Source organism: Vibrio sp. 1S139 (assembly GCF_041439475.1).
Classification (GTDB): domain Bacteria; phylum Pseudomonadota; class Gammaproteobacteria; order Enterobacterales; family Vibrionaceae; genus Vibrio; species Vibrio crassostreae_C.
Genome location: NZ_JBGOOD010000007.1, coordinates 25,810 through 45,416 on the forward strand (window position 1 = coordinate 25,810; position 19,607 = coordinate 45,416).

The 19,607-nt window shown below is 43.4% G+C and carries 17 protein-coding genes and 1 pseudogene; 10 read left to right on the forward strand and 8 right to left on the reverse strand.

Annotation, left to right across the window (positions count from 1 at the left end):
- Window positions 1–123: 123 nt before the first annotated feature.
- Entirely contained in the window at window positions 124–738 is a 615-nt protein-coding gene (locus tag ACED46_RS04130) for a LysE family translocator (RefSeq protein WP_017061779.1), read from the forward strand.
- A 393-nt stretch (window positions 739–1,131) separates the two neighbouring features.
- On the opposite strand, the gene ACED46_RS04135 is transcribed toward ACED46_RS04130, so the two are convergent.
- Together ACED46_RS04135 and ACED46_RS04140 are read right to left on the reverse strand one after the other, a co-directional pair.
- Window positions 1,132–2,295, reverse strand: coding sequence for a carboxylesterase (locus ACED46_RS04135; RefSeq protein ID WP_017061778.1), 1,164 nt, complete (start codon window positions 2,293–2,295; stop codon window positions 1,132–1,134).
- Window positions 2,296–2,348: 53 nt separating this feature from the next.
- Window positions 2,349–2,579, reverse strand: a complete 231-nt coding sequence (locus ACED46_RS04140; RefSeq protein ID WP_017061777.1) for a hypothetical protein — start codon at window positions 2,577–2,579, stop codon at window positions 2,349–2,351.
- Between the two features lie 273 nt (window positions 2,580–2,852).
- Between ACED46_RS04140 and hcp the strand changes: the two genes are divergently transcribed.
- Together hcp and ACED46_RS04150 are read left to right on the forward strand one after the other, a co-directional pair.
- Window positions 2,853–4,514 (forward strand): hydroxylamine reductase, encoded by a 1,662-nt coding sequence (gene hcp, locus ACED46_RS04145; RefSeq protein WP_017068651.1) that lies wholly within the window; start codon window positions 2,853–2,855, stop codon window positions 4,512–4,514.
- A 101-nt stretch (window positions 4,515–4,615) separates the two neighbouring features.
- Window positions 4,616–5,671, forward strand: a complete 1,056-nt coding sequence (locus tag ACED46_RS04150) for a 2Fe-2S iron-sulfur cluster-binding protein (RefSeq protein WP_371720947.1) — start codon at window positions 4,616–4,618, stop codon at window positions 5,669–5,671.
- Window positions 5,672–5,910: 239 nt separating this feature from the next.
- Here the strand turns inward: ACED46_RS04150 and ACED46_RS04155 are convergent, their stop codons facing one another.
- On the reverse strand, window positions 5,911–7,347 hold the full coding sequence (locus tag ACED46_RS04155) for a glyceraldehyde-3-phosphate dehydrogenase (protein ID WP_017061774.1): 1,437 nt from the start codon (window positions 7,345–7,347) through the stop codon (window positions 5,911–5,913).
- 893 nt (window positions 7,348–8,240) lie between these two features.
- On the opposite strand from ACED46_RS04155, the gene ACED46_RS04160 reads away from it, so the two are divergent.
- A complete protein-coding gene (locus ACED46_RS04160) occupies window positions 8,241–10,805 on the forward strand; it encodes an ATP-binding protein (protein WP_371720979.1) in 2,565 nt (854 codons plus the stop codon).
- Window positions 10,806–10,836: 31 nt separating this feature from the next.
- Here the strand turns inward: ACED46_RS04160 and ACED46_RS04165 are convergent, their stop codons facing one another.
- The 3 genes from ACED46_RS04165 to ACED46_RS04175 form a co-directional block, all read right to left on the reverse strand.
- Window positions 10,837–11,073 (reverse strand): hypothetical protein, encoded by a 237-nt coding sequence (locus ACED46_RS04165; RefSeq protein ID WP_017061772.1) that lies wholly within the window; start codon window positions 11,071–11,073, stop codon window positions 10,837–10,839.
- A gap of 166 nt (window positions 11,074–11,239) precedes the next feature.
- Complete coding sequence (locus tag ACED46_RS04170; RefSeq protein WP_017066096.1) at window positions 11,240–11,866, reverse strand: D-Ala-D-Ala carboxypeptidase family metallohydrolase; 627 nt, start codon at window positions 11,864–11,866, stop codon at window positions 11,240–11,242.
- Between the two features lie 196 nt (window positions 11,867–12,062).
- Window positions 12,063–12,377 carry a DUF496 family protein gene (locus ACED46_RS04175; protein ID WP_004742367.1) on the reverse strand — a complete coding sequence of 105 codons (315 nt, stop codon included), beginning with the start codon at window positions 12,375–12,377 and terminating at the stop codon, window positions 12,063–12,065.
- Window positions 12,378–12,572: 195 nt separating this feature from the next.
- On the opposite strand from ACED46_RS04175, the gene ACED46_RS04180 reads away from it, so the two are divergent.
- The 5 genes and pseudogenes from ACED46_RS04180 to luxQ all read left to right on the forward strand — a co-directional run bounded on the left by ACED46_RS04180 (window position 12,573) and on the right by luxQ (window position 17,779).
- Complete coding sequence (locus tag ACED46_RS04180) at window positions 12,573–12,773, forward strand: hypothetical protein (RefSeq protein ID WP_017068647.1); 201 nt, start codon at window positions 12,573–12,575, stop codon at window positions 12,771–12,773.
- 56 nt (window positions 12,774–12,829) lie between these two features.
- Window positions 12,830–13,486 (forward strand): YceH family protein, encoded by a 657-nt coding sequence (locus ACED46_RS04185; RefSeq protein WP_371720948.1) that lies wholly within the window; start codon window positions 12,830–12,832, stop codon window positions 13,484–13,486.
- Window positions 13,487–13,801, forward strand: coding sequence for a GIY-YIG nuclease family protein (locus ACED46_RS04190; protein WP_017061768.1), 315 nt, complete (start codon window positions 13,487–13,489; stop codon window positions 13,799–13,801).
- A gap of 308 nt (window positions 13,802–14,109) precedes the next feature.
- A complete protein-coding gene (locus ACED46_RS04195) occupies window positions 14,110–15,204 on the forward strand; it encodes an autoinducer 2-binding periplasmic protein LuxP (protein WP_371720949.1) in 1,095 nt (364 codons plus the stop codon).
- Window positions 15,204–17,779: pseudogene (gene luxQ, locus ACED46_RS04200) on the forward strand (quorum-sensing autoinducer 2 sensor kinase/phosphatase LuxQ). Before ACED46_RS04195 ends, luxQ begins: the two are co-directional and overlap by 1 nt.
- A gap of 59 nt (window positions 17,780–17,838) precedes the next feature.
- Here the strand turns inward: luxQ and ACED46_RS04205 are convergent.
- A complete protein-coding gene (locus tag ACED46_RS04205) occupies window positions 17,839–18,498 on the reverse strand; it encodes a PilZ domain-containing protein (RefSeq protein ID WP_371720950.1) in 660 nt (219 codons plus the stop codon).
- Window positions 18,499–18,692: 194 nt separating this feature from the next.
- On the opposite strand from ACED46_RS04205, the gene ACED46_RS04210 reads away from it, so the two are divergent.
- Window positions 18,693–19,043, forward strand: a complete 351-nt coding sequence (locus tag ACED46_RS04210; RefSeq protein WP_017061764.1) for a HopJ type III effector protein — start codon at window positions 18,693–18,695, stop codon at window positions 19,041–19,043.
- 134 nt (window positions 19,044–19,177) lie between these two features.
- Here ACED46_RS04210 and ACED46_RS04215 read toward each other — a convergent pair whose 3' ends face one another.
- Window positions 19,178–19,486 carry a DUF1289 domain-containing protein gene (locus ACED46_RS04215; RefSeq protein WP_371720951.1) on the reverse strand — a complete coding sequence of 103 codons (309 nt, stop codon included), beginning with the start codon at window positions 19,484–19,486 and terminating at the stop codon, window positions 19,178–19,180.
- Window positions 19,487–19,607: the final 121 nt, after the last annotated feature.

Below are 19,607 nucleotides of genomic sequence, written 5' to 3' on the forward strand. Positions count from 1 at the left end.
ATAGGTGTGATGATAATCTTTGATTTCAAATAATACCTCCTGCGAATTATGGTAAGTGCCAAGTATTGAGTATTAAGCGTAGAGCGTTCAGCTGGAACGCTTTATTTTATTAGGAATGGAATGATGACAGTAACAATTTGGTTTTCTTTATTAGCGATTTGCTTGTTGGGTGCAATGTCTCCGGGCCCAAGCTTGGCGATGATCGCTAAACACAGTTTGGCTGGTGGCCGTATGAACGGGCTTATCGCAGCTTGGTCACACGCTGCTGGTATCGGTATTTATGCGTTCGCAACCATTGTTGGTTTAGCCGTTGTGCTTGAGCAATCCCCAATGTTATTTAAAGGTATTAGCTTAGCGGGGGCTGCTTATCTGCTTTATCTTGGCGTTAATGCGTTACGTTCGAAAGGTGGTGTTGCCGCGAAATTAGAAGCGGGTGAAAAGATGAGTTACATGCAGTCTGCTCGTGAGGCTTTCTTGATCTCTATCTTGAGCCCAAAGATCGCATTGTTCTTCATCGCTCTGTTTAGCCAATTTGTAGCGCTAGGTAATGAACTGACCAATCAAGTGATTATTGTCTCAACGCCACTGATTGTCGACGGCCTTTGGTACACCTTTATCACCTTGGTACTGTCTAGCCCGTTGATTGTTGAACGTATTCGCTCGAAAGCTCAGTTGATTGATCGACTATCTGGCGTGGTGCTGATCCTGCTTGCTGTTCGCGTGGTGTGGACGATATAGCAGTAAACGATAAGAATAAGTAACTAGGGTCTGTTAACTTTTAGTGGTTAAATTTTGTTCGAGATAGAATCGTTTTAGGCGCGGCAAGGAGTATGTAGCCTAGTCATTCTAAGTTAATACTTCTTAACAAAGCATAAAACGATTCTAGCCGAACCCTTCGGGCAGCCTTTGTGGTTCATTTCTACTGCGTTATCGGCTTCTCATGTAGGCTAGCTACACTTCAAAGCCTCTGCCTTGTAGAAATTTCCCACAAAGTGCTGCAAAAATCAGCTCTAAAGGTCAACAGACCCTAGACGTTCACCAGAAACGACACTCATTAAAAAAGGCTCACTAGACGTTATCTAGTGAGCCTTTTTGATTTCTCTGGATTAGCTTTTGGAAGACTTGAGCTTATTAGCCTTCAGAGTTCAGTACGGCATCTAGCTTCGCCATCGAGTCTGAGAAGTAGGGGTTGTAGGTCAAACGCGCATGGTTCTTCCCTTCTTCACGATAGCCCCAAGCTGAGTACCAAACCTCACTGGTTGCATTGCATTGTTCTTCAAACCCTTCTGCCTGACCATTGGAGCAAATCTTCTCGCTACCATTGATTCCGTAATAAGGGTTGTTTGGTGAGAACAGTAAGCCCATGTGAGAGCCGTTCGAGATGCGTTGCTCTGGGATCTTCATGCTGTACTGAACAGCGCGAGGATCCTCGAGAGTCGTCTCTCCTTGCCAAACCAACACATTGTTTGGATTCGGCATAGATTCAGTAAAGGCTTGCTGAACGTAGTTGGTGTCAATCACGCTGTCGCCTTCACTCATCATAATAAAAACTGGTTTATCGAAGTGTTTATCTTGTAAGTCACCACGTACGACTTCTGATGTCTCGTAGTAAACCGATGCACCATTCATTGGCAACGAGTTGTAACGCAACACATTGTCTTCAGGATCTTGATCCGCCCAAGTGACAAAGTAGCTTGCTAGTCCCGCGTATTGAACGGCAGACGAGCTCGGTTGAAACGCAGGTGAGAACAGCAGTAACCCAGAGATCTTTGGATCGTTCATCGCCTGTGAAGTCACGAGGTTCGCGCCGGTTGAATAGCCGCCTAGCCAAACAGAATCATACTCTTGCTCAAGTAACTTCGTATGATGAGCCACCACACCTTGCCAATCTTCTAGGCTCGGCTGCATTAAATCACCCACGCGACTGCCGTGACCCGGAAGTAATACGGTTCTCACTAAGTAACCTTGCTCTGCCAAATGGGTAGCGATGTCTTTAAATGAGTAAGGTGAGTCGCCTAATCCATGAACCAATAATACCGCCTTGCCGTTTGGCGAGGTTGGTTGATACTCGGTTGGTGAATTGAGTTGGATCTCGAGTTGCTTGTCTTCCGTCATGAACACGCGGTTTTTCAATAACCAATCTTGTGTGTCATTGACGTAGGCATCAAAGCTGTCTTGCTGATAGCTAGGCAAGTCTGGAGATGTTTCGTAAGCGGGTATCGGTGTCTCGTTGGAACAACCAACGAGACTTAAAGTCGTTAAGGCCAGCAGTGCTAGGAGGGGCTTTCTTTGCATTATGTAATCTTGTCTCTGTTGTGCTTTCACTATGTCTGAAACTAAAGTTTAGGTTACTTTTTGCTTGAAAGGTCTTCGTATTCACCTTCAATAACACCGGCATCATTGGTTGATGACTGACGAGTGTTCATATGAGCTGCGAAACCTTGTTTCTTCATTTGATTCTGAATGCGCTTGCCAGTAATTAAAGCTGCAATAGCTAAAGGAATAGCAAGGATCAAGCTTGTGAATAACGCCAAAAGGCCAGTAAACAATGCAACAATCGTAACTAATATATTTTTCATATTCATTCCTCTTTTTCTATGTTGTTACTTTATCGCTTCTATTCTGAACGAAACATGAACGCCGTTAATAAATCTCTGAGAGTCACTATGACACGGATGTGTGCTGTTAGGGAGTTTATATGTAGTCATAATCACGCACTAAAAACATGGAATAAAACTAAGTTTAATAAAATCAATATGTTAAAAGTTGGCACGCTTGATGCTCTATCGGGGTTGGAATAAGTCACTGTAAGCAAAGTACTTACAGTTAATAAAAATTACTGGAGCCCTTATATGTTCTGTATTCAATGTGAACAAACAATTCAAACCCCAACCGTAAAAGGCTGTTCTTTCGCACAAGGTATGTGTGGTAAAACTTCGGAAGTATCCGACCTTCAAGACGTGTTGGTGCATTCTCTTCAAGGTGTTTCTTTTTGGGCCAATTTGGGCCGTGCGTGTGATGTTATTGATACTGAAATCGACGAGTGGGCGCCAAAAGCGTTTTTCGCAACACTAACCAACGTTAACTTCGACCCTGCTCGTATCATCGAATTCGCACAACAGTCCCATGAATTCAAGCAGCGTTTAGAGCAACAGGTTCGCGCGGCAGCGACATTGATTGGTTTTGAGATCCCAGCGCTTTCTGCTGCTGCTCAATTCGACCTTCCAACGGACTCTTCAGAGCTATTGGCGCTTGCCCCTCAAGCGGCGGTAAACCGTGGTCACGACTCTCAACACGAAGATGTGATTGGTCTTCGCCTTCTTTGCCTATACGGTCTAAAAGGTGCAGCAGCTTACATGGAGCACGCACGTGTTCTTGGTCAAACTGATAATGCTATTTTCGCTGAATACCATGAAATCATGGCGTTCCTAGGTACAGATCCATCAGACCTAAAACAACTGTTAGATACGTCTATGCAGATCGGCTTAATGAACTACAAGGTCATGGAAATGTTGGATAAAGGCGAGACAGATACCTTCGGTCACCCTCAACCAACAACCGTGAATGTGAAGACGAAGCGAGGTCACTGTATCCTTGTTTCTGGTCACGACCTGCATGATCTAGAAAAGATCCTTCAACAAACGGAAGGCAAGGGCATTAACGTTTACACCAACGGTGAGATGCTACCTGCACACGGCTACCCTGAACTAAACAAGTACCCACACCTTGCGGGTAACTACGGCAGCGCTTGGCAGAACCAGCAAAAAGAATTTGCGAACTTCCCAGGTGCGATCGTAATGACATCTAACTGTCTGCTTAACCCAGATGTGGGCTCGTACGCTGACCGCCTATTTACGCGTAGCATCGTAGGCTGGCCGGGTGTTGCTCACCTTGAAGGTGACGATTTCAGTGCAGTGATCGATTGTGCTCTTGCGCAAGAAGGCTTTAAGCATGACGAGATCGAGCAAATGATCACTGTCGGTTTTGGTCGTAACGCCTTGATGGAAGCAGCGCCTGCGGTTGTTGAACAAGTGAAAGAAGGCAACATCAAACACTTCTTCCTAGTGGGTGGTTGTGACGGCGACAAATCTGAACGTAGCTACTACACAGATTTCACAGCTCAAGCGCCAGAAGATTCAGTAATCCTGACATTGGCATGTGGTAAATTCCGTTTCAACAAAAACCAATTCGGCGACATTAACGGTATTCCACGTCTGCTCGATGTTGGCCAATGTAACGATGCATACTCAGCGATTCAGCTTGCTCTTGCGCTGTCTCAAGAGTTTGATTGTGGCATCAACGAACTACCACTAACACTTGTTCTTTCTTGGTTCGAGCAAAAAGCGATCGTTATCCTGCTTACTCTGTTCGCACTGGGTGTGAAAGGTATCTACACAGGCCCAACAGCGCCTGCATTCCTAACTGAAAACCTACTAAAGATTATTCAAGACGAGTTCGATATGCGTTCTATCTCAACGCCAGAGCAAGATCTTAAAACAATCTTAGCGGCTTAATCTAAGCCCACTCCCAAGCCCCGTTGTTGCTGTTCTCTAGGAACGTGCAGCGGCGGGGCTTTTTAGATTTAATTCTTTAGTATCAGTGAGGTGTGTGAACTATGTATGCATGGTCGGATAGCGATTCAATCAATTTAGTGTGTTTAAAGAAATGGCACGAGACGCCAGATACGGTCAGCTTTGAGCTTGGCAGTATTCCACAAGATTTACATTTCAATTTTAAGCCCGGTCAGTTCATCACCTTGGGTTTAGATATGCCGACGAAAACGGATTACCGTGCTTATTCCGTGGCTTCTTGCCCCGAAGATAACCGCCTGAAGTTGACGGTCAAGCGTGTGGAAGGTGGCTTGGTTTCGAACTTTATTGTTGATGAGCTTGATGAAGGTGACGAGGTTTCTGTGTTGAAGCCGGCAGGCTCGTTTAACTGTATTGATTGCATGCCAACGGCAACAAAGAAAGTAACGCTAGTGAGTGCGGGCTGTGGCATTACACCCGTAATGGCGATGGTAAAATATTGGCTGTCTCAAGACAGTGACATTGAGATTGATTTCGTCCACATGGCACGCAACAAGCTTGAGACTATCTACTTTCAAGAACTTCATCAGCTCGATGAATCACATGCGAATTTCAACTTAAAACTGCTGTTAAAAGACAACGAAGGAACAACCGCCCCTCAAGGTCGTTTAGATAAAAACTGGTTGGTGAAACTGAGCCCAGATATCTTAGATAGAACGGTTTACCTGTGTGGGCCTGTCGGCTTCATGCAAGATATTGAGAGTTATCTGAAAGAGCTTGAGTTCAACATGGATAACTTCTATCAAGAAAGCTTTACTCCTGCTACTCAGGATGCTCAATCAGAAGCGTCAAACGCCGAAATTGCTGACGATACGAATAGTGCTGTTAAGGTATTTGTGCCTGCGTTCGGCGCTGAAGTTGAAGCGGAAACTGGCACACCATTGGCGGATTCATTAGAAAAAGCAGGCGTTCCAATTATTATCGCTTGTCGTAGTGGGATTTGTGGTTCGTGTAAATGCAAAGTGACCAAAGGATCTGTGGAATCAAGCAGCCAAGAAACATTGACGCCAGAGCAGATTGAACAGGGCTACGTGCTTGCATGTTCAAGCTCGATTCAGTCAGATGTTGAGGTTGAGTTATAACAGACGTAAAGCTGTGCAAGAGTGATGAAGACAAGATCTTATTATAGCGATAAAAGTTAGGGCGCTAGATGTAAAAAGGCCACCTAGATCAGTTAGAGAGAGCAGATCTAAGTGGCAACCCTCTTGTTTATACGGGGGAGTAAAACAAAAGGGGTTGCGAAGTCCATACAGACTTCGCAGATATAGTTATTATGTTGTGGAGCTTGTTGCGATGGACGTATCTACAAGAGCGAAGTTAATTAAACTTCTGGGTATGTCTTGTAGCGTACACCCATCATCTGTTCCATACAGTGAACAACTTGGCAGCTGTAGCCAAACTCGTTATCGTACCAAATGTACAGCACGGCACGGTTGTCTTGTGCGATAGTCGCCACACCGTCAACCACACCTGGGTGACGAGAGCCAACCAAGTCGGTAGATACAATCTCAGTCGAGTCTGTGTAATCAATTTGTGCAGACAAAGCAGAAGACAGCGCCATTTCACGCAGGTACTCGTTCAACTCTTCTTTGTTTGTGCCTTTCTCAAGGTTTAGGTTCGCAACTGCCATTGAAACGTTTGGCGTAGGAACGCGAATCGCATTACCTGTTAGCTTACCTTCCATTTCCGGCATCGCTTTTGATACTGCTTTAGCAGCGCCAGTCGATGTCAGTACCATGTTCAATGATGCAGCACGACCACGACGATCACCCGAGTGGAAGTTATCGATTAGGTTTTGATCATTGGTAAATGAGTGCACCGTTTCGATGTGACCAGACAGCACGCCAAACTTGTCGTGAACCGCTTTCAATACTGGCGTGATTGCGTTAGTAGTACAGCTTGCTGCAGAGATGATGGTGTCTTCTGGCTGAATAACATTTTCATTCACACCAAATACCACGTTCTTGATGTCGCCTTTACCAGGTGCAGTCAGTAGCACTTTCTTCGCACCGTTACACGCAACGTGTTGGCTCAGGCCTTCCGCGTCACGCCATACGCCTGTGTTATCAACCACAAGTGCATTTTCAACACCGTAAGCCGTGTAATCCACTTCTTCTGGTTTGTTTGCGTAGATAACTTGGATGAAGTTACCGTTAACGATGATCGCTTTGCGTTCTTGGTCTACAACAATGCTGCCGTTGAATTGGCCGTGTACAGAGTCACGACGAAGCAGGCTTGCACGTTTTTCTAGGTCGCCATCTTTGCCGCCGCGTACAACGATTGCACGTAAACGCAGTGGGTACCCCGGGCCACTTTTCTCGATCAACAGACGAGTTAGCAGTCGGCCAATACGACCAAAACCGTACAATACAACGTCACGAGGTTCTGTCATTGCATCGCCTTCAAGCGATTCGATAAGTGCAGTTTGTAGGAAATCATCCAACCCATGTGTGTGTTCGCGATCTTGCCAGAATGAATGCGCAAGGCGACCAACATCAATACGACATGGAGATAAGTCCATAGAGAGAAGGTGTTGAATAATAGGTTGAGTCTGTTCTGCTGTAAGAGGAGAACCAGTGTAACGTTTTGCGATGCGGTGAGCTTTGATGATGTCGATAGTTGTCGCGTTAACTAAGGTCTTACCAAAGAGGATAACTTCTACGCCTTTTTGACGGTATAACTGACCTAAAGTTGGAGCGATGGATTCAGCAATGGTTTGACTAGTTTGCCAATCTAGGAGGTGCTTTTCGGGACTCATCTTTACTCGGGACCTTTCACGTTAAGTTTCTGCATTCATGGCGGTTGTAGGGAAGCCAATCAGCATAGGGGATTTGAGGCATCAGTCTGTGGTCTTTATTGCCACTTAAATGTGCTGATATACCTTGTGTGTAACTTGTAATTTTTATGTGGCAGGATTGTAAGGTACGACGGGTTATTCTGCTAGGAAAAATAAATGCAGACAAAATATCTGTAAATTGGCTTTATATTAGCCATAAATCAAGATTTGAACGTCGATAAAGACTATTGACTTTAATAATCTGTAGCACTTATTTTTCGTCAAAAAATACTCAATTCAAAGGATAATATGTAATACAGGTCATATTGAACATTAAAGGTGTGATCGCTAACTCAAGTTACACGTAAACAGTAAACGATAAATAAGGGAATTAACGAGTATTGATGTTTGACCTTTGAATAAGCCTAGCTTGAGTGTGAAAAGTGCATCACGCAAACGATTGGATGTCACAATTTTAACCTAACTATCCACTTTGTTAGCACGCAGAGTCATTATTCACAGTCTAGTTGAGCCGCAGAATGTGGATGTGTACTTGTTATGCCGGTGATAATAACTGGAGAAAACGTCTTTTGTTTACATTTTGCTCACTGAAACCTCGCTTGTTTAAACCAGTCTTAATAAAAGCACGCCTTTCCGCTTTAAAGCACTTTTCTGGATACCAGTTGGCTTTAATTTTTCGTTCTGGGCTCAGAGTATCGTTTGTTCATATCCAATTTGATCAATAACCCTCTGTTAATGTCCTATTCTTAATTTGGGTTAGGTAAATTACTTTCGGGAAGGGAGTAGTTATAAAAATGATAAACATGTCAATTAGATGGCGTCTTATTTTTCTTTCCACGGTTTCTGTACTCATTATGTTCGGGTTTACAGTGAATGAAGTGCTTAAGAACGATGAGAAGATGAATCACCTTGAAACAACGCGTATTAAGGTCGAAGCGCTTCAATCTTTTAATACGGTTTCAAGTGATGCTTATCGATGGTTGGTGCTGTCTAATGACTCCCCTGAGAAAGGTCAGTTGCTTTTAACACTGCAATCAGAACTGGATAGACTGACTCAGTATGGAATGCGACTTCAACGGTTCGACAGCAATTGGAGTATTGACCCTCAGTTAGCTGAATTGAAAAAGTTGTTGATGATCCTAGCTAGTACACCTGAAACGACAGACAGCAGAAAATTGACAGAGCGCGCTTTCGACTTGTTAAAAGACGTGCTGATGGAGCTGTCTGAATATCGTATGGCCTTAGTCGATGAAAATATCGGTCAAGCTGAAGCGATGTTTATCAATCTTACGCATTATGTGTTTTGGACTCAGAGAGAAGCGTGGTTAAGCTTCAGTTTGAATCGCTCCCCAGAGTCTAAAAACCAATACTTGCTTAGCTATGTCGCTGCTCTAGAGAGGCAGCAACAGCTATTAGATACATTTTTCCGTTCGGATACGCGTTCTCCAAACATTAGACAGTTGCTAAACGCTGTCGCCAAAGATGAATTCCAAGACAAATTTACATCTCGAATCCTCAAAGGGGACTTTTCATCACCCGAAATATATCAACACTTGAAAAGCTTAGAGGTTAAAAAACGGGCTATTTCAAACGCGATTGGCGCTTACACCAATCAAATACAGTTTGAACTGACCAAGAATATCGCGTTGCAGAAAAGGCAAACCTTGGTCATGACGTTGCTTATACTCATCGCTTCTGGTGTTTTGATGTGGCTTGGGGTTGCGACATCTCTGCGCTTAAACAGAAACCTGTCGATTATCTTGAAAGGTGTGTCGGAATGCGCTGATAGCTACGGCCAGCCAAAGGTGATTCGTATCCAAGGGAACGATGAGCTTGCCGAGTTCACTGAAACCCTAAATCGAGTGATGGAACGCAACTATCTGCACAACAAAGAGTTGATAACAGCAAAAGAAGACGCGATTTCGGCTAACAAAGCCAAAAGCGCATTCTTAGCAAATATGTCACATGAAATACGCACGCCACTTAACGGGATCATTGGCATGGCTGAGATCTTATCTCAAAGCCAACTGAGCCCAAATCAACAAGAAGTACTGGGGGATATCGAATCGTCTTCTCACTCTTTACTGGTGCTGCTGAATGACATACTCGACCTGTCTAAAATCGAGTCGGGTAACTTGATGTTGTCACCACACAATGCTGATTTGCGAGAAGCGGTTTATGACTCTGTGAGTGTGATTCAGTCGAAAGCGATAAGTAAGGATATTGAGCTCGACATCAATATCGATTATCAAACGCCGTCACAACTGTTTTTCGATGAGTACCGCGTGAGACAGGTGCTGACCAATCTGCTTTCTAATGCCATCAAATTTACGTCTAAGGGCACAATTACAACTGACATTGCTTATACACCTATGTCTATGGGCAGGGGCAAGCTTGAATGCAGCGTGTCTGATACCGGGATTGGGATTGAGCCCGAGAAGTTAGAGTCCATATTTGAACCTTTCACTCAAGAAGATGGCAGCATTACCCGTCAATTTGGCGGTACGGGGTTAGGGCTTGCGATTTGTCGACAGCTTGTTGATTTGATGGGTGGTTACATTACCGCGCGTTCAGTGAAAGGAGAGGGCTCTACATTCACTTTTTGTTTGTATGTCGATGTTGTGGAAGCGCCTGTTCAAACTTTCGATAACCTGAGCCGAGCGACCATCATCTCGAACTCTTTCAATTACCTCGATCAGCTCGTTAAAGAGTGTGAGCGTTTGAATGTTCGAGCCAATGTGGTGTCATCCATTGCTGCCCTTAGTGAAAGTGTAAAAGAAAGTGACTTCATACTTTATTGTCATACCTTGCACCACTCTATGGAAAAAGATCTTGCGACGTTGAAGGTGATATATCCTCTTGCTCGCGTCATCGTTTGTCAGCATCACCTATTTAAAACCAACCTAATCAGAGAAACGGTCCACTCGACTCATACCTTGCCATTCTTGGGCCGACGTTTCTTAACCAGCTTACAATCTCTCGATGTGGGCGAAGAGCAAACGCCTCAAGTGGAAGCAAAAGATGAAGAAGTTCGCTCTCTGAATCGACGCATTTTGATCGTTGAAGACAATCTGATGAATCAAAAAATAGCGAGCTTCTTCCTTGAGCAAGCGGGTTATGAATATTTGATTGCCAGTAATGGCCAAGAAGCGGTGGATGTCATCACCCAGGGTGCTCAGTTTGATGCAGTCTTAATGGACTGCATGATGCCTGTTATGGATGGCATAACGGCGACTCGTGCGATACGTCAGTGGGAAGCCGATCAACAAGTCACACCATTACCCATCATAGCTTTAACCGCCAGTGTTCTAGAAGAAGACATCAAAGATTGTTTTGAAGCCGGTATGAACGCCTACTTACCTAAACCCTATAAATCTCACCAGCTGTACGATCTTTTCAGTAGCCTTGATATTGTCTAGGGCTCCCGTATCAAGGCTAGCGCGGCGCTACTTAACGAACTTCCAATCCAAGGTTGTATTGTGCAAGGCAACGACCGACATAGCTGATGTTCAGCAAGGCTGCGACTAAGATGGTGCTGATGTGGGCGACGATTTGAATTGGCAGTGAGAAGTGATCGGCCATTGGATAAGCAACAATAATACTGAGAAGCATAAGCAAGGTTGTGATCGCTAGACTGAAGTTTGAAACAGAAAGCAGAGTTTGAAAGCGTTGAGTCATCGTCTTCATATTGAATTCCTAATTGCTATTAATAATTATGATACTTGTTATTAATATCAATTAGCGTTCCAGTTTTAATTTACATTTAAAATCATAATCTTATGTAATTTCACTTGTTTTTAGAGTCTAAGTGACACGTGCGAATTTCAGGTCTTTATGACTTGATCGTGTTTCTTTACCATTGTCTAAACCCACAAGTATCGATGTGGAATCGAACACCTGAATATAAACCAAGCCCAACATTATTTTTTTGCCCGAATTCCGAATGAATCTTTTTAAGTTTCACGTGTAGATCTTCGCGAGTAATGTCATTTGCAGGCACTAGGTCTAAGGCACAAAACTCTAAGTGCTTACTTCGCAGTGCACCACCAGCTTGTTGATTGTAGATATCGGTTCGCTCTCCAGATACTGGTATAACAACACCGATTTCAGGCTCAATATATTGTTGTATGTACTTCAGGGTATTGATCATGTTTGGCACATGTTTCTTATTTGGGAGGGTAAACAAGGTTGTATTACTCATTGCCCAATCCGTCCCTTGCAATAGAACGAGATGCAGAGGCATGCTCTGAGTAACGCCATTGTCCTTGAGTTGTTGTCCGATTGCTCTCACTTGGTCTTGAGCGTGATTGAGGAGCATCCAACCTCGAAATGCTGATCGGGTCGGAACCTTGTAGCCATGAACATCGACCACGAGATCGTCATAAGTGATTTCGGTTTCTTCGGTATAAAGTTTCTCAAATTTTTCAGGGTAAGGTTGTGTCGTTGATAACGCCAAGGTAATCAGAATACTTCCGTACATAAAGTCTCTCCATCGCTAGTGTACACTCGTTATTTAGTTTGATACTGCTGTTGAGTTTCATTCATTTTGCTTAGGTACGCTTAAGCCTAGACGGTTAGGTTTAGATGCTTAAGTATAGACGCTGGAGTTTAGGTAAAAAAACCCACTACTAAGAGTGGGTTACTAACATTGTTACAAGTAAATTAGCGAGGTTAGATTACTTCTTACCTTGGATTTGCTTGTCTTCTTCTGTCAGTTCACGAATGCGACGGCTGATGTCACGGCGAGCTTTAGAAATCTCAGCGCTCTTGATGATGTGGTCATCAACACGGTCTTCGTAGTCAGCTTTCATATTTTTGATAATGCCTAGGATCTCGTCGTGGGTCATCTCTGGCTTGATGTAATCAAGTAGGTTATCAAGAAGGTCGACACGCTTACGGTTGTCACGAACTTTCTTTTCGTTGTCTAAAAGTTCACGCTTAAGTTTGTTCTTACGTCGTGCTTGGTTAACAATTTCAAATACGCTGCTCATAGATTCCTTTTCCTATTCGTCAAATACGTTGTCTGCTTCTGATTAAAGCACATCAATTGATGATGTAACAGTCTTTAGATCAAAGCAAAAGTAAGGTTGTTTAATTATTCGTCACTCTCGCTGATGTGTGATTGTTTTTATCTTACCGTTCAAGTTAGTATCCCATGTAGATACTGCATTGATACGAAATGTGAAATGAATCAACAACAATTGGAAAACGAAGAATTGGACGACAATGTCACTGAATCTTCAGCAGAACAAAACAAGCTTCGTGATGCGTATGTACAAGAGCGTACTTATTTGGAAGTCGTGGAAATAGAGCTAAACCGTTCTAAGATCATAATGATTGATGAACAGGGCAGAAAGAAACGAGTACCAATTTTGTCTGAACACTAGTTACTGCATTGTTAGGTGTTGAGATGGAATTATCAAAATAATAAAAAGGAAAAACGATGAACACAGTACTTTCCCCAATTGAAGCGAGAATTATCGGTTGTTTGATCGAGAAAGAAGTCACTACTCCCGATCATTACCCACTGACACTGAACAGTTTAACCACGGCATGCAATCAAAAGAGTAACCGTGAACCTGTTCTCTCTCTTTCTGAGTCAGATGTTTTAGATGCAGTTGATGGTTTAATCGGACGTCGCATGGTGAGTGATGAGAGCAGCTTCAATAGCCGTGTTAATAAGTATCAGCATCGTTTCTGCAACACTGAGTTCGGCGATCTGCAATTTACAGAGCAAGAGCGTGCAATCATCTGCTGTATGTTACTGCGCGGTGCGCAAACACCCGGTGAACTTCGTACTCGAACGGGTCGCCTTGCAAACTTTAGTGATGTGAAAGAAGTAGAAGCAACATTAGACAAACTCGCTGCAAGAGAAGCAGGTGCCTTGGTTGTGAAGCTGCCACGCGAAGCGGGTAAACGTGAATCACGCTACCAGCATTTCTTGAGCGGTGAAGTGGACGTTGAAGCGTTTGCGATGGCATCAGTAAGCGCGGCTGCCCCCTCTGCAACGAGTGAAAAGTTTGAAGAGCTTGAGTCTGAAGTTGCAAGCCTACGAGCAGAAGTGGCAGAGCTTAAGGCTCTGGTTGAATCACTGCTTTAAATGTCAGATGCTGATAAAAATGCGGATTGGGTCGTGTACTTGATCCGCAATCGTCACAATGCCCTTTATTGTGGCGTGACGAACAATCTAGAACGTCGATTTGAACAACATCAAACCGGTAAAGGCGCCAAAGCTTTAAAAGGTAAAGGCCCACTTAAGCTGGTTTGGAGCTTTGGTGTTGGCTCAAAAAGTGAGGCGTTGAAAACCGAATACGCGATCAAGCAGTTGCCCAAATCCCGCAAAGAAAAACTGGTATCACTCAAACTGATTATTGAGTGGCAAAAAGACAAAATTCAATATATCGAAGTCTCATAATTCATAGCTAAAATGTTTGTTATTGATTAAATCTTAATAGTGTAAGGAGCTATATCGGCTCTAGCTAAGCTTATGAATTTAAATGGTAATTACTCTTACCGTGAATGGGCTGAAATCATAATTTAACTCGTTGTTCTTAATCTCCATTCCAAATTAACATATTGCTCATTTAGAATGTCGTTCTAATTAGTGTTAGACGCTATCATTTATCATCGTTGTCCTACATAATATCCATTAGCCATACAAAGAGATGGTGTCATGCTAGGTTAAAAAATGAGCCAAAGTAGCTCATATAAAACGAGAAAAATATGAAACGTTTACTGATGTTGTTTGGACTTGCCGTATTTTCTGCGTCCGCTCTCTCCCATGGTACTCATGTCCTCAATGGGTACTGGGAATACCAAGATTATCTTTCCACTTTTCCAGAACAAAGAGCATTGACCGATAAAATGGTCGAGGCTGTACAAAATCACCCTGTGCCACTGAGAAGAATCCAAGACAAACCAATTACGATTTCCGTGGTGTATCCGGGCCAACAGATCTCGGATTACTGGGTTCGCAATATTCAAGCTTTTGAGAAGCGTCTCGATAGGCTGAAGATCCGCTATCAAATAAATCAAGTGTTTACCCGTATTAATGCCGATCTCGCGCAGCAGAGTATTTCGTTGCAAGAAGCGATTGAAAACAAGACGGATTATTTGATTTTCACGCTAGATACCACGCGCCACCGCAAGTTTATCGAGCACGTGTTGACCTCTACAGACACCAAACTGATTCTTCAAAATATCACGACGCCAGTGCGAGCTTGGGCAGATAGACAGCCATTTATGTATGTGGGTTTTGACCATGCGACAGGCAGTTTAAAACTGGCGGACTATTTTAAACAAGTAAGTCCGCCAGACAGTAAGTATTCTGTTTTGTATTACTCACAAGGCTATATCAGTGATGCGCGTGGAGATACTTTTATCCATGAAGTGAATACGGATACCAACTTTACCCTTAAGTCTTCGTTTTACACAAAATCAAACAAAGACAGTGGCTACCAAGCGGCTAAAATCAGCATAGAGAACGATAAGGATCTAGACTTTATCTATGCATGTTCAACGGATGTCGCTCTCGGTGCAATGGAAGCGATTCGTGAATCGGGCCAAGACATCTTAGTGAATGGTTGGGGAGGCGGCTCTGCTGAACTTGAAGCCATTGCAAGGGGCGACCTAGATGTTACTGTCATGCGTATGAACGACGATACAGGCATTGCAATGGCAGAGGCGATCAAGTGGGATCTAGCCGGTTTGGAAGTGCCTACCGTTTACTCTGGTGAATTTGAAATTGTCACCAAGGAAGATTCCCCAGAACGTATTTCAGAACTTAAACAGCGAGCATTTAGGTACTCAGGTCACTAATGAAGAAAAGTTACGCCAGCACACCTAGAAACACTTTAGCTAGACTCATTACGCGTATCGTTATTTTGGTGATAGGCGTGATGGCACTTGGCGTGCTTATTCATAATTATGAAACCAGCAGTAATATCGTACAGCAAGAGACGAATCGAACGGTACAGCAAACCTCAAGCCTGATCCAAAACATGTTTGATTATCGTTTGTCGGTGCTGCAAATCCATCAAGACAGTAGCTCACACAGTGAAACTCTCAGAGAGTATTTTGATACGGGTAATGACGAGACTCTGAGCTACTTTTTCTTTGGTGTTGACCAACGTGAACCGGATCATGCACCAGATTTACGCTTTGTCTCAACCCACGATGGTTTGGCTTGGGAAGACGGCAACAGTCAATTTTATGGTTTGGATGAGTCCAACTTAAAGCATATTTCTGATGAGGTTTCGTTCAGCAGTAATTGGCATTTTATTAAACTGAGGACAGATATAGGTAAGCGTCACTTGTTGGCTCGCCGTACCCCTATTGTTGATAACGCTACTGGGGAAGTCCTTGGTCAACTCTATATCGCCATTGTGCTTGACAACAACTTCTCTTTGGCTGAGTCAATCCAACAGGGCAGTAATAGCGAAAATATCGTGATTGAAGCGCACGGTACACCGGTGACATCGACATTCAGTGGTGATGAAAGCTACACCATTACTGACATCCTCAATTACCAAATGTACGAACAGTTGCCGCGTCATTTCGTTACCATCGCAACCATTAAGATTAATGCTTGTTGAAACTCCTTTAATCATTCGAGCTGTTCAAAAAAATAATAATTTCATTGCGTTAGAAGAGAATTATCAGCGTGCGATCAGCGTGGTGATTGTGGTGATCATATTGATGTCTTTTTTTGCTCGAACTTGGATTCAAAAGAGAGTCTCAGCCGAGCTTGATAAGCTAATGGACTTTACTCGTTCGGCAAGTGCTAGCGAAGAGTACAACAAGTTCGATGGTTCTAACATTTTCGAATTTCATCATATTGGTTGTACTCTTGAAGACACCTTTGAGCGCTTATCTGAACAGAATCAAAAATTCCAAGATCTCTTTAACTTTGCTCATTCGCCTATCTTAGTTTGGTCTGAAAAAAGGCGATTTGATTCAGATGAACCCCGCCGCTCGCATGGCGTTGTTCGATGCTGATGACAATTATGGTCCAATTGCCCAAGAGTTTGAGCTGCGAATGCTGCCTAATATTCAAATGGTGGTTCAGGGTTCTAAACTGACGGGTATTAACGTACCCATTGGTGAAAAGGTGTTTCGTTGGAACATGTCTGCTATTCGCGTGGAACACGGCATCACAGGAGTGGTGGTACAAGGGCAAGATATTACTAAGCTTATCGAGGCGGAAAGACAGGCTGATCGAGCAAGAGAAGAAGCTGAGCATCATGCGAATGTGCGAGCAGACTTCTTAGCTAAGATGAGTCATGAGATTCGCACGCCGCTCAACGGTATTCTCGGTGTGTCTCAGCTGCTCAAGCGCTCTATGCACAATGAAGATAATCGCGAGCAGGTGGATGTACTGTGTAATAGTGCGGAACATTTACTGGCGGTACTTAACGATATCTTGGACTTCTCAAAGATTGAGCAAGGGCAGTTTAATATTCAAAAGAAAGACTTCCGTTTAGGGGAGTTAGTTAATACCTTAGACAGCATCTATCGACCGCTGTGTGAAGATAAATCCGTCGAATTTACCATTGTGAATCACTTGGTTGATGACATTGAAATCAATACCGACCAAGTACGCCTCAATCAGATCATGTTTAATCTGTTGAGTAATGCTTTTAAATTCACTCATCAAGGCGGTATCTCCGTCAGCTTTGAGATCGAGAGTATCTTTAACTCCGATCACGCCAGCTTGATCGTTCGAGTGAAAGATTCTGGCATTGGTATTGATGAAAGCAAAATTGATGCTGTTTTTGAACCCTTTGTTCAAGCCGAAGAGACCACCACTCGTGAATATGGTGGCACTGGTTTAGGACTTACAATTGTAAAAAATCTGGTCGATATGCTGGAAGGGGACATTCAAGTCCGCAGCGTGATAGGTCAAGGCTCAGAGTTCACGATAGAAATTCCTGTAGTCGTACACGCCAAGCCGCTATTAGTCGATGCTAAGCAACAAGCTGAGGTTGAGCCAGAGGCGTTGTTTAGTCGACCTTTGAATGTGTTGCTGGTGGAAGACAATCACACCAACGCCTTTATTGCTCAGGCTTTCTGTAAGAAATATGGCATGGTCGTCACCTGGGCAAAAGATGGCTTAGAAGCGATTGAGATGGCTAAGACGATTACCTATGACTTGATCTTGATGGATAACCAACTCCCTAATCTCGGTGGTGTTGAAACCACTCAGCAGCTAAGAGGTGAGATTGGTGTGTCAGCCCCTATTTATGCGTGTACCGCTGATGCTCAAGAGTCAACTAGAGACAGCTTTATGGCCGCAGGGGCGAATTACGTGATTGTAAAGCCGATTAAAGAAGAGTCGCTCCACCAAGCGTTTGTTCATTTCAAAAACTCATACTGGAATGACACAGAGCACTAGGCTTTAACTTAGTGCTCTTTAATGGAGTCTGTTGAAGAGAAGTAACTAATTTTCTGCCTTTATATCGAGCCAGCGACAAAGGCTTGTTCCAATAGCAGCGTTTTCAACTCATCACTCATATCTAGGTGTTCAGGGAATTGGATACCTAGCAGCCAGCCTTGTCTTTGCCTTTTCTTACTTACCACCTTGTAGACAAGATCGTCATCTAAGTACTCATTTAAGTCAGAATTGACTTTTATCTTCCAGCCGACATCAAGATCTGATTGCTGGGTAAGATAGATACCGCACCCTGACGCTGAAAAGTCGACTAGTGTGGCATCCAGCGACAAGGTATCAAAAGTGACTTCACAGCTGAGACGTACTTTATACCTTTCGTGTTCACGAATAGGCTTGCTTGCAAAGTTTGAGGGTGGGCGAAGGAAGATTAGATGTGCTGGAGAGGTGATATGAGCCAGTACATTGGTTTTGAACGCGACAATGTGCCCAAGTTCGGTGTCGGTAATCGCACGAACAATAATATCAACGTTTGTGAGCTTTCTCAGCGTCAGTGCTTCTGTCGCTTTTTGCGTAAGCTCTAGGATGAGGTACTGATCTTCTTTGTGTCCGATATAAAGTGTACTGATCTGGATTGAGTCGTCTGGGCCAAATTCCAATACACCTGCTGTTTTTGTACCTGGCTTTAGGTATCTGAACAGTTCTAAGTTTTTATCTTTATGCATATTCGTTACTGAACAATGTTAATCGTTTGATAAAATAATATAACGCCCTGATAAAACTATGTCATTAGTTTCATTGAAGTAATTAGCAGCGTACAACAAAAAAGTGAATCGCTATCTCAAGTAAACAACGGCTTACTCTTGTCGTAAAACAAGATACACTGCTGACAGATATATACTTGATGGAGAAATAGTAAATGGAACTGGAAACCTTATTGAATACTCTGGCTGAAACCCCAGAGGCCGTGCAATTTGAAGATACAATGCAAGTGATCGAAGCTCACTATGATTTTTCTGAGCGCGAATTTCGCAATGGTGAGGTAGTGAACGCTGCAGGGCAGAATAATGGTTCGTGTAAGATTTTTGCTTTTGGTTTAGAGCAAGGCCTATCAGCAGAGCAAACACTTGCTTGTTTTGGTCAATTTTATCGTAACGACGTGCTAGGTTTTCCTGAGAACAGCGACCATCAAAATATTCGTAACTTTATGGTTCATGGCTGGAATGGTATCCAGTTTTCTCAACCTGCGCTGGTTGCAAAAGTGAAGTAGACACTAACCAGGTAACGATTAGGTCGAAATTTAATCTCAGTATTTTGAAGCGAGAAAACAACCTCTCGCTTTTTTTGTCTATGTTGAACTGGCTAGTAACTTGCTATCCAGTAACTTACTAAATGGGCTCTAAACTACTGAACGGGCAGGGCAGACAAGCACTTACGACATATACAAACTCCAGCCTTTGGAATATCGCTAGTATCTCGTTTTTCTAACTCAAAACACCAACACGTCTCTTTGCCCGCACTGATATCGCATTGAGCTGGCTCATTACACTGTGGACATTGGTGAGTCGAACTCGCGCCACTAAGATTATCCATAACCGACGTTTGCTCTTCTTCAGATAAGCCTTTCCAACCTATAATTTCATCCATTGTTCGAAAGCAGCCACTACACATTCCGCCATTATTTTTACAAGCCGCTCGGCAAGGTGTTTTCATTTCTCTAACCTGTGATTCATTTGGGCTGAAATGTAGCATATTTGTTTCTTCTTGAAGAGCCGTTAAGCTAAGAAATTACTCAGTTAAATTTAGAAATGACCTCGTAATTTTTAGGCTTTTC

What these genes read in the sequence shown, in the direction of transcription:
- ACED46_RS04130 (WP_017061779.1), top strand. Translation starts at nt 124, where the DNA reads ATGACAGTAACAATTTGGTTTTCTTTATTAGCGATTTGCTTGTTGGGT.
- ACED46_RS04135 (WP_017061778.1), bottom strand. Translation starts at nt 2,295, where the DNA reads ATGCAAAGAAAGCCCCTCCTAGCACTGCTGGCCTTAACGACTTTAAGT.
- ACED46_RS04140 (WP_017061777.1), bottom strand. Translation starts at nt 2,579, where the DNA reads ATGAAAAATATATTAGTTACGATTGTTGCATTGTTTACTGGCCTTTTG.
- hcp (WP_017068651.1), top strand. Translation starts at nt 2,853, where the DNA reads ATGTTCTGTATTCAATGTGAACAAACAATTCAAACCCCAACCGTAAAA.
- ACED46_RS04150 (WP_371720947.1), top strand. Translation starts at nt 4,616, where the DNA reads ATGTATGCATGGTCGGATAGCGATTCAATCAATTTAGTGTGTTTAAAG.
- ACED46_RS04155 (WP_017061774.1), bottom strand. Translation starts at nt 7,347, where the DNA reads ATGAGTCCCGAAAAGCACCTCCTAGATTGGCAAACTAGTCAAACCATT.
- ACED46_RS04160 (WP_371720979.1), top strand. Translation starts at nt 8,241, where the DNA reads ATGTTCGGGTTTACAGTGAATGAAGTGCTTAAGAACGATGAGAAGATG.
- ACED46_RS04165 (WP_017061772.1), bottom strand. Translation starts at nt 11,073, where the DNA reads ATGAAGACGATGACTCAACGCTTTCAAACTCTGCTTTCTGTTTCAAAC.
- ACED46_RS04170 (WP_017066096.1), bottom strand. Translation starts at nt 11,866, where the DNA reads ATGTACGGAAGTATTCTGATTACCTTGGCGTTATCAACGACACAACCT.
- ACED46_RS04175 (WP_004742367.1), bottom strand. Translation starts at nt 12,377, where the DNA reads ATGAGCAGCGTATTTGAAATTGTTAACCAAGCACGACGTAAGAACAAA.
- ACED46_RS04180 (WP_017068647.1), top strand. Translation starts at nt 12,573, where the DNA reads ATGAATCAACAACAATTGGAAAACGAAGAATTGGACGACAATGTCACT.
- ACED46_RS04185 (WP_371720948.1), top strand. Translation starts at nt 12,830, where the DNA reads ATGAACACAGTACTTTCCCCAATTGAAGCGAGAATTATCGGTTGTTTG.
- ACED46_RS04190 (WP_017061768.1), top strand. Translation starts at nt 13,487, where the DNA reads ATGTCAGATGCTGATAAAAATGCGGATTGGGTCGTGTACTTGATCCGC.
- ACED46_RS04195 (WP_371720949.1), top strand. Translation starts at nt 14,110, where the DNA reads ATGAAACGTTTACTGATGTTGTTTGGACTTGCCGTATTTTCTGCGTCC.
- ACED46_RS04205 (WP_371720950.1), bottom strand. Translation starts at nt 18,498, where the DNA reads ATGCATAAAGATAAAAACTTAGAACTGTTCAGATACCTAAAGCCAGGT.
- ACED46_RS04210 (WP_017061764.1), top strand. Translation starts at nt 18,693, where the DNA reads ATGGAACTGGAAACCTTATTGAATACTCTGGCTGAAACCCCAGAGGCC.
- ACED46_RS04215 (WP_371720951.1), bottom strand. Translation starts at nt 19,486, where the DNA reads ATGAAAACACCTTGCCGAGCGGCTTGTAAAAATAATGGCGGAATGTGT.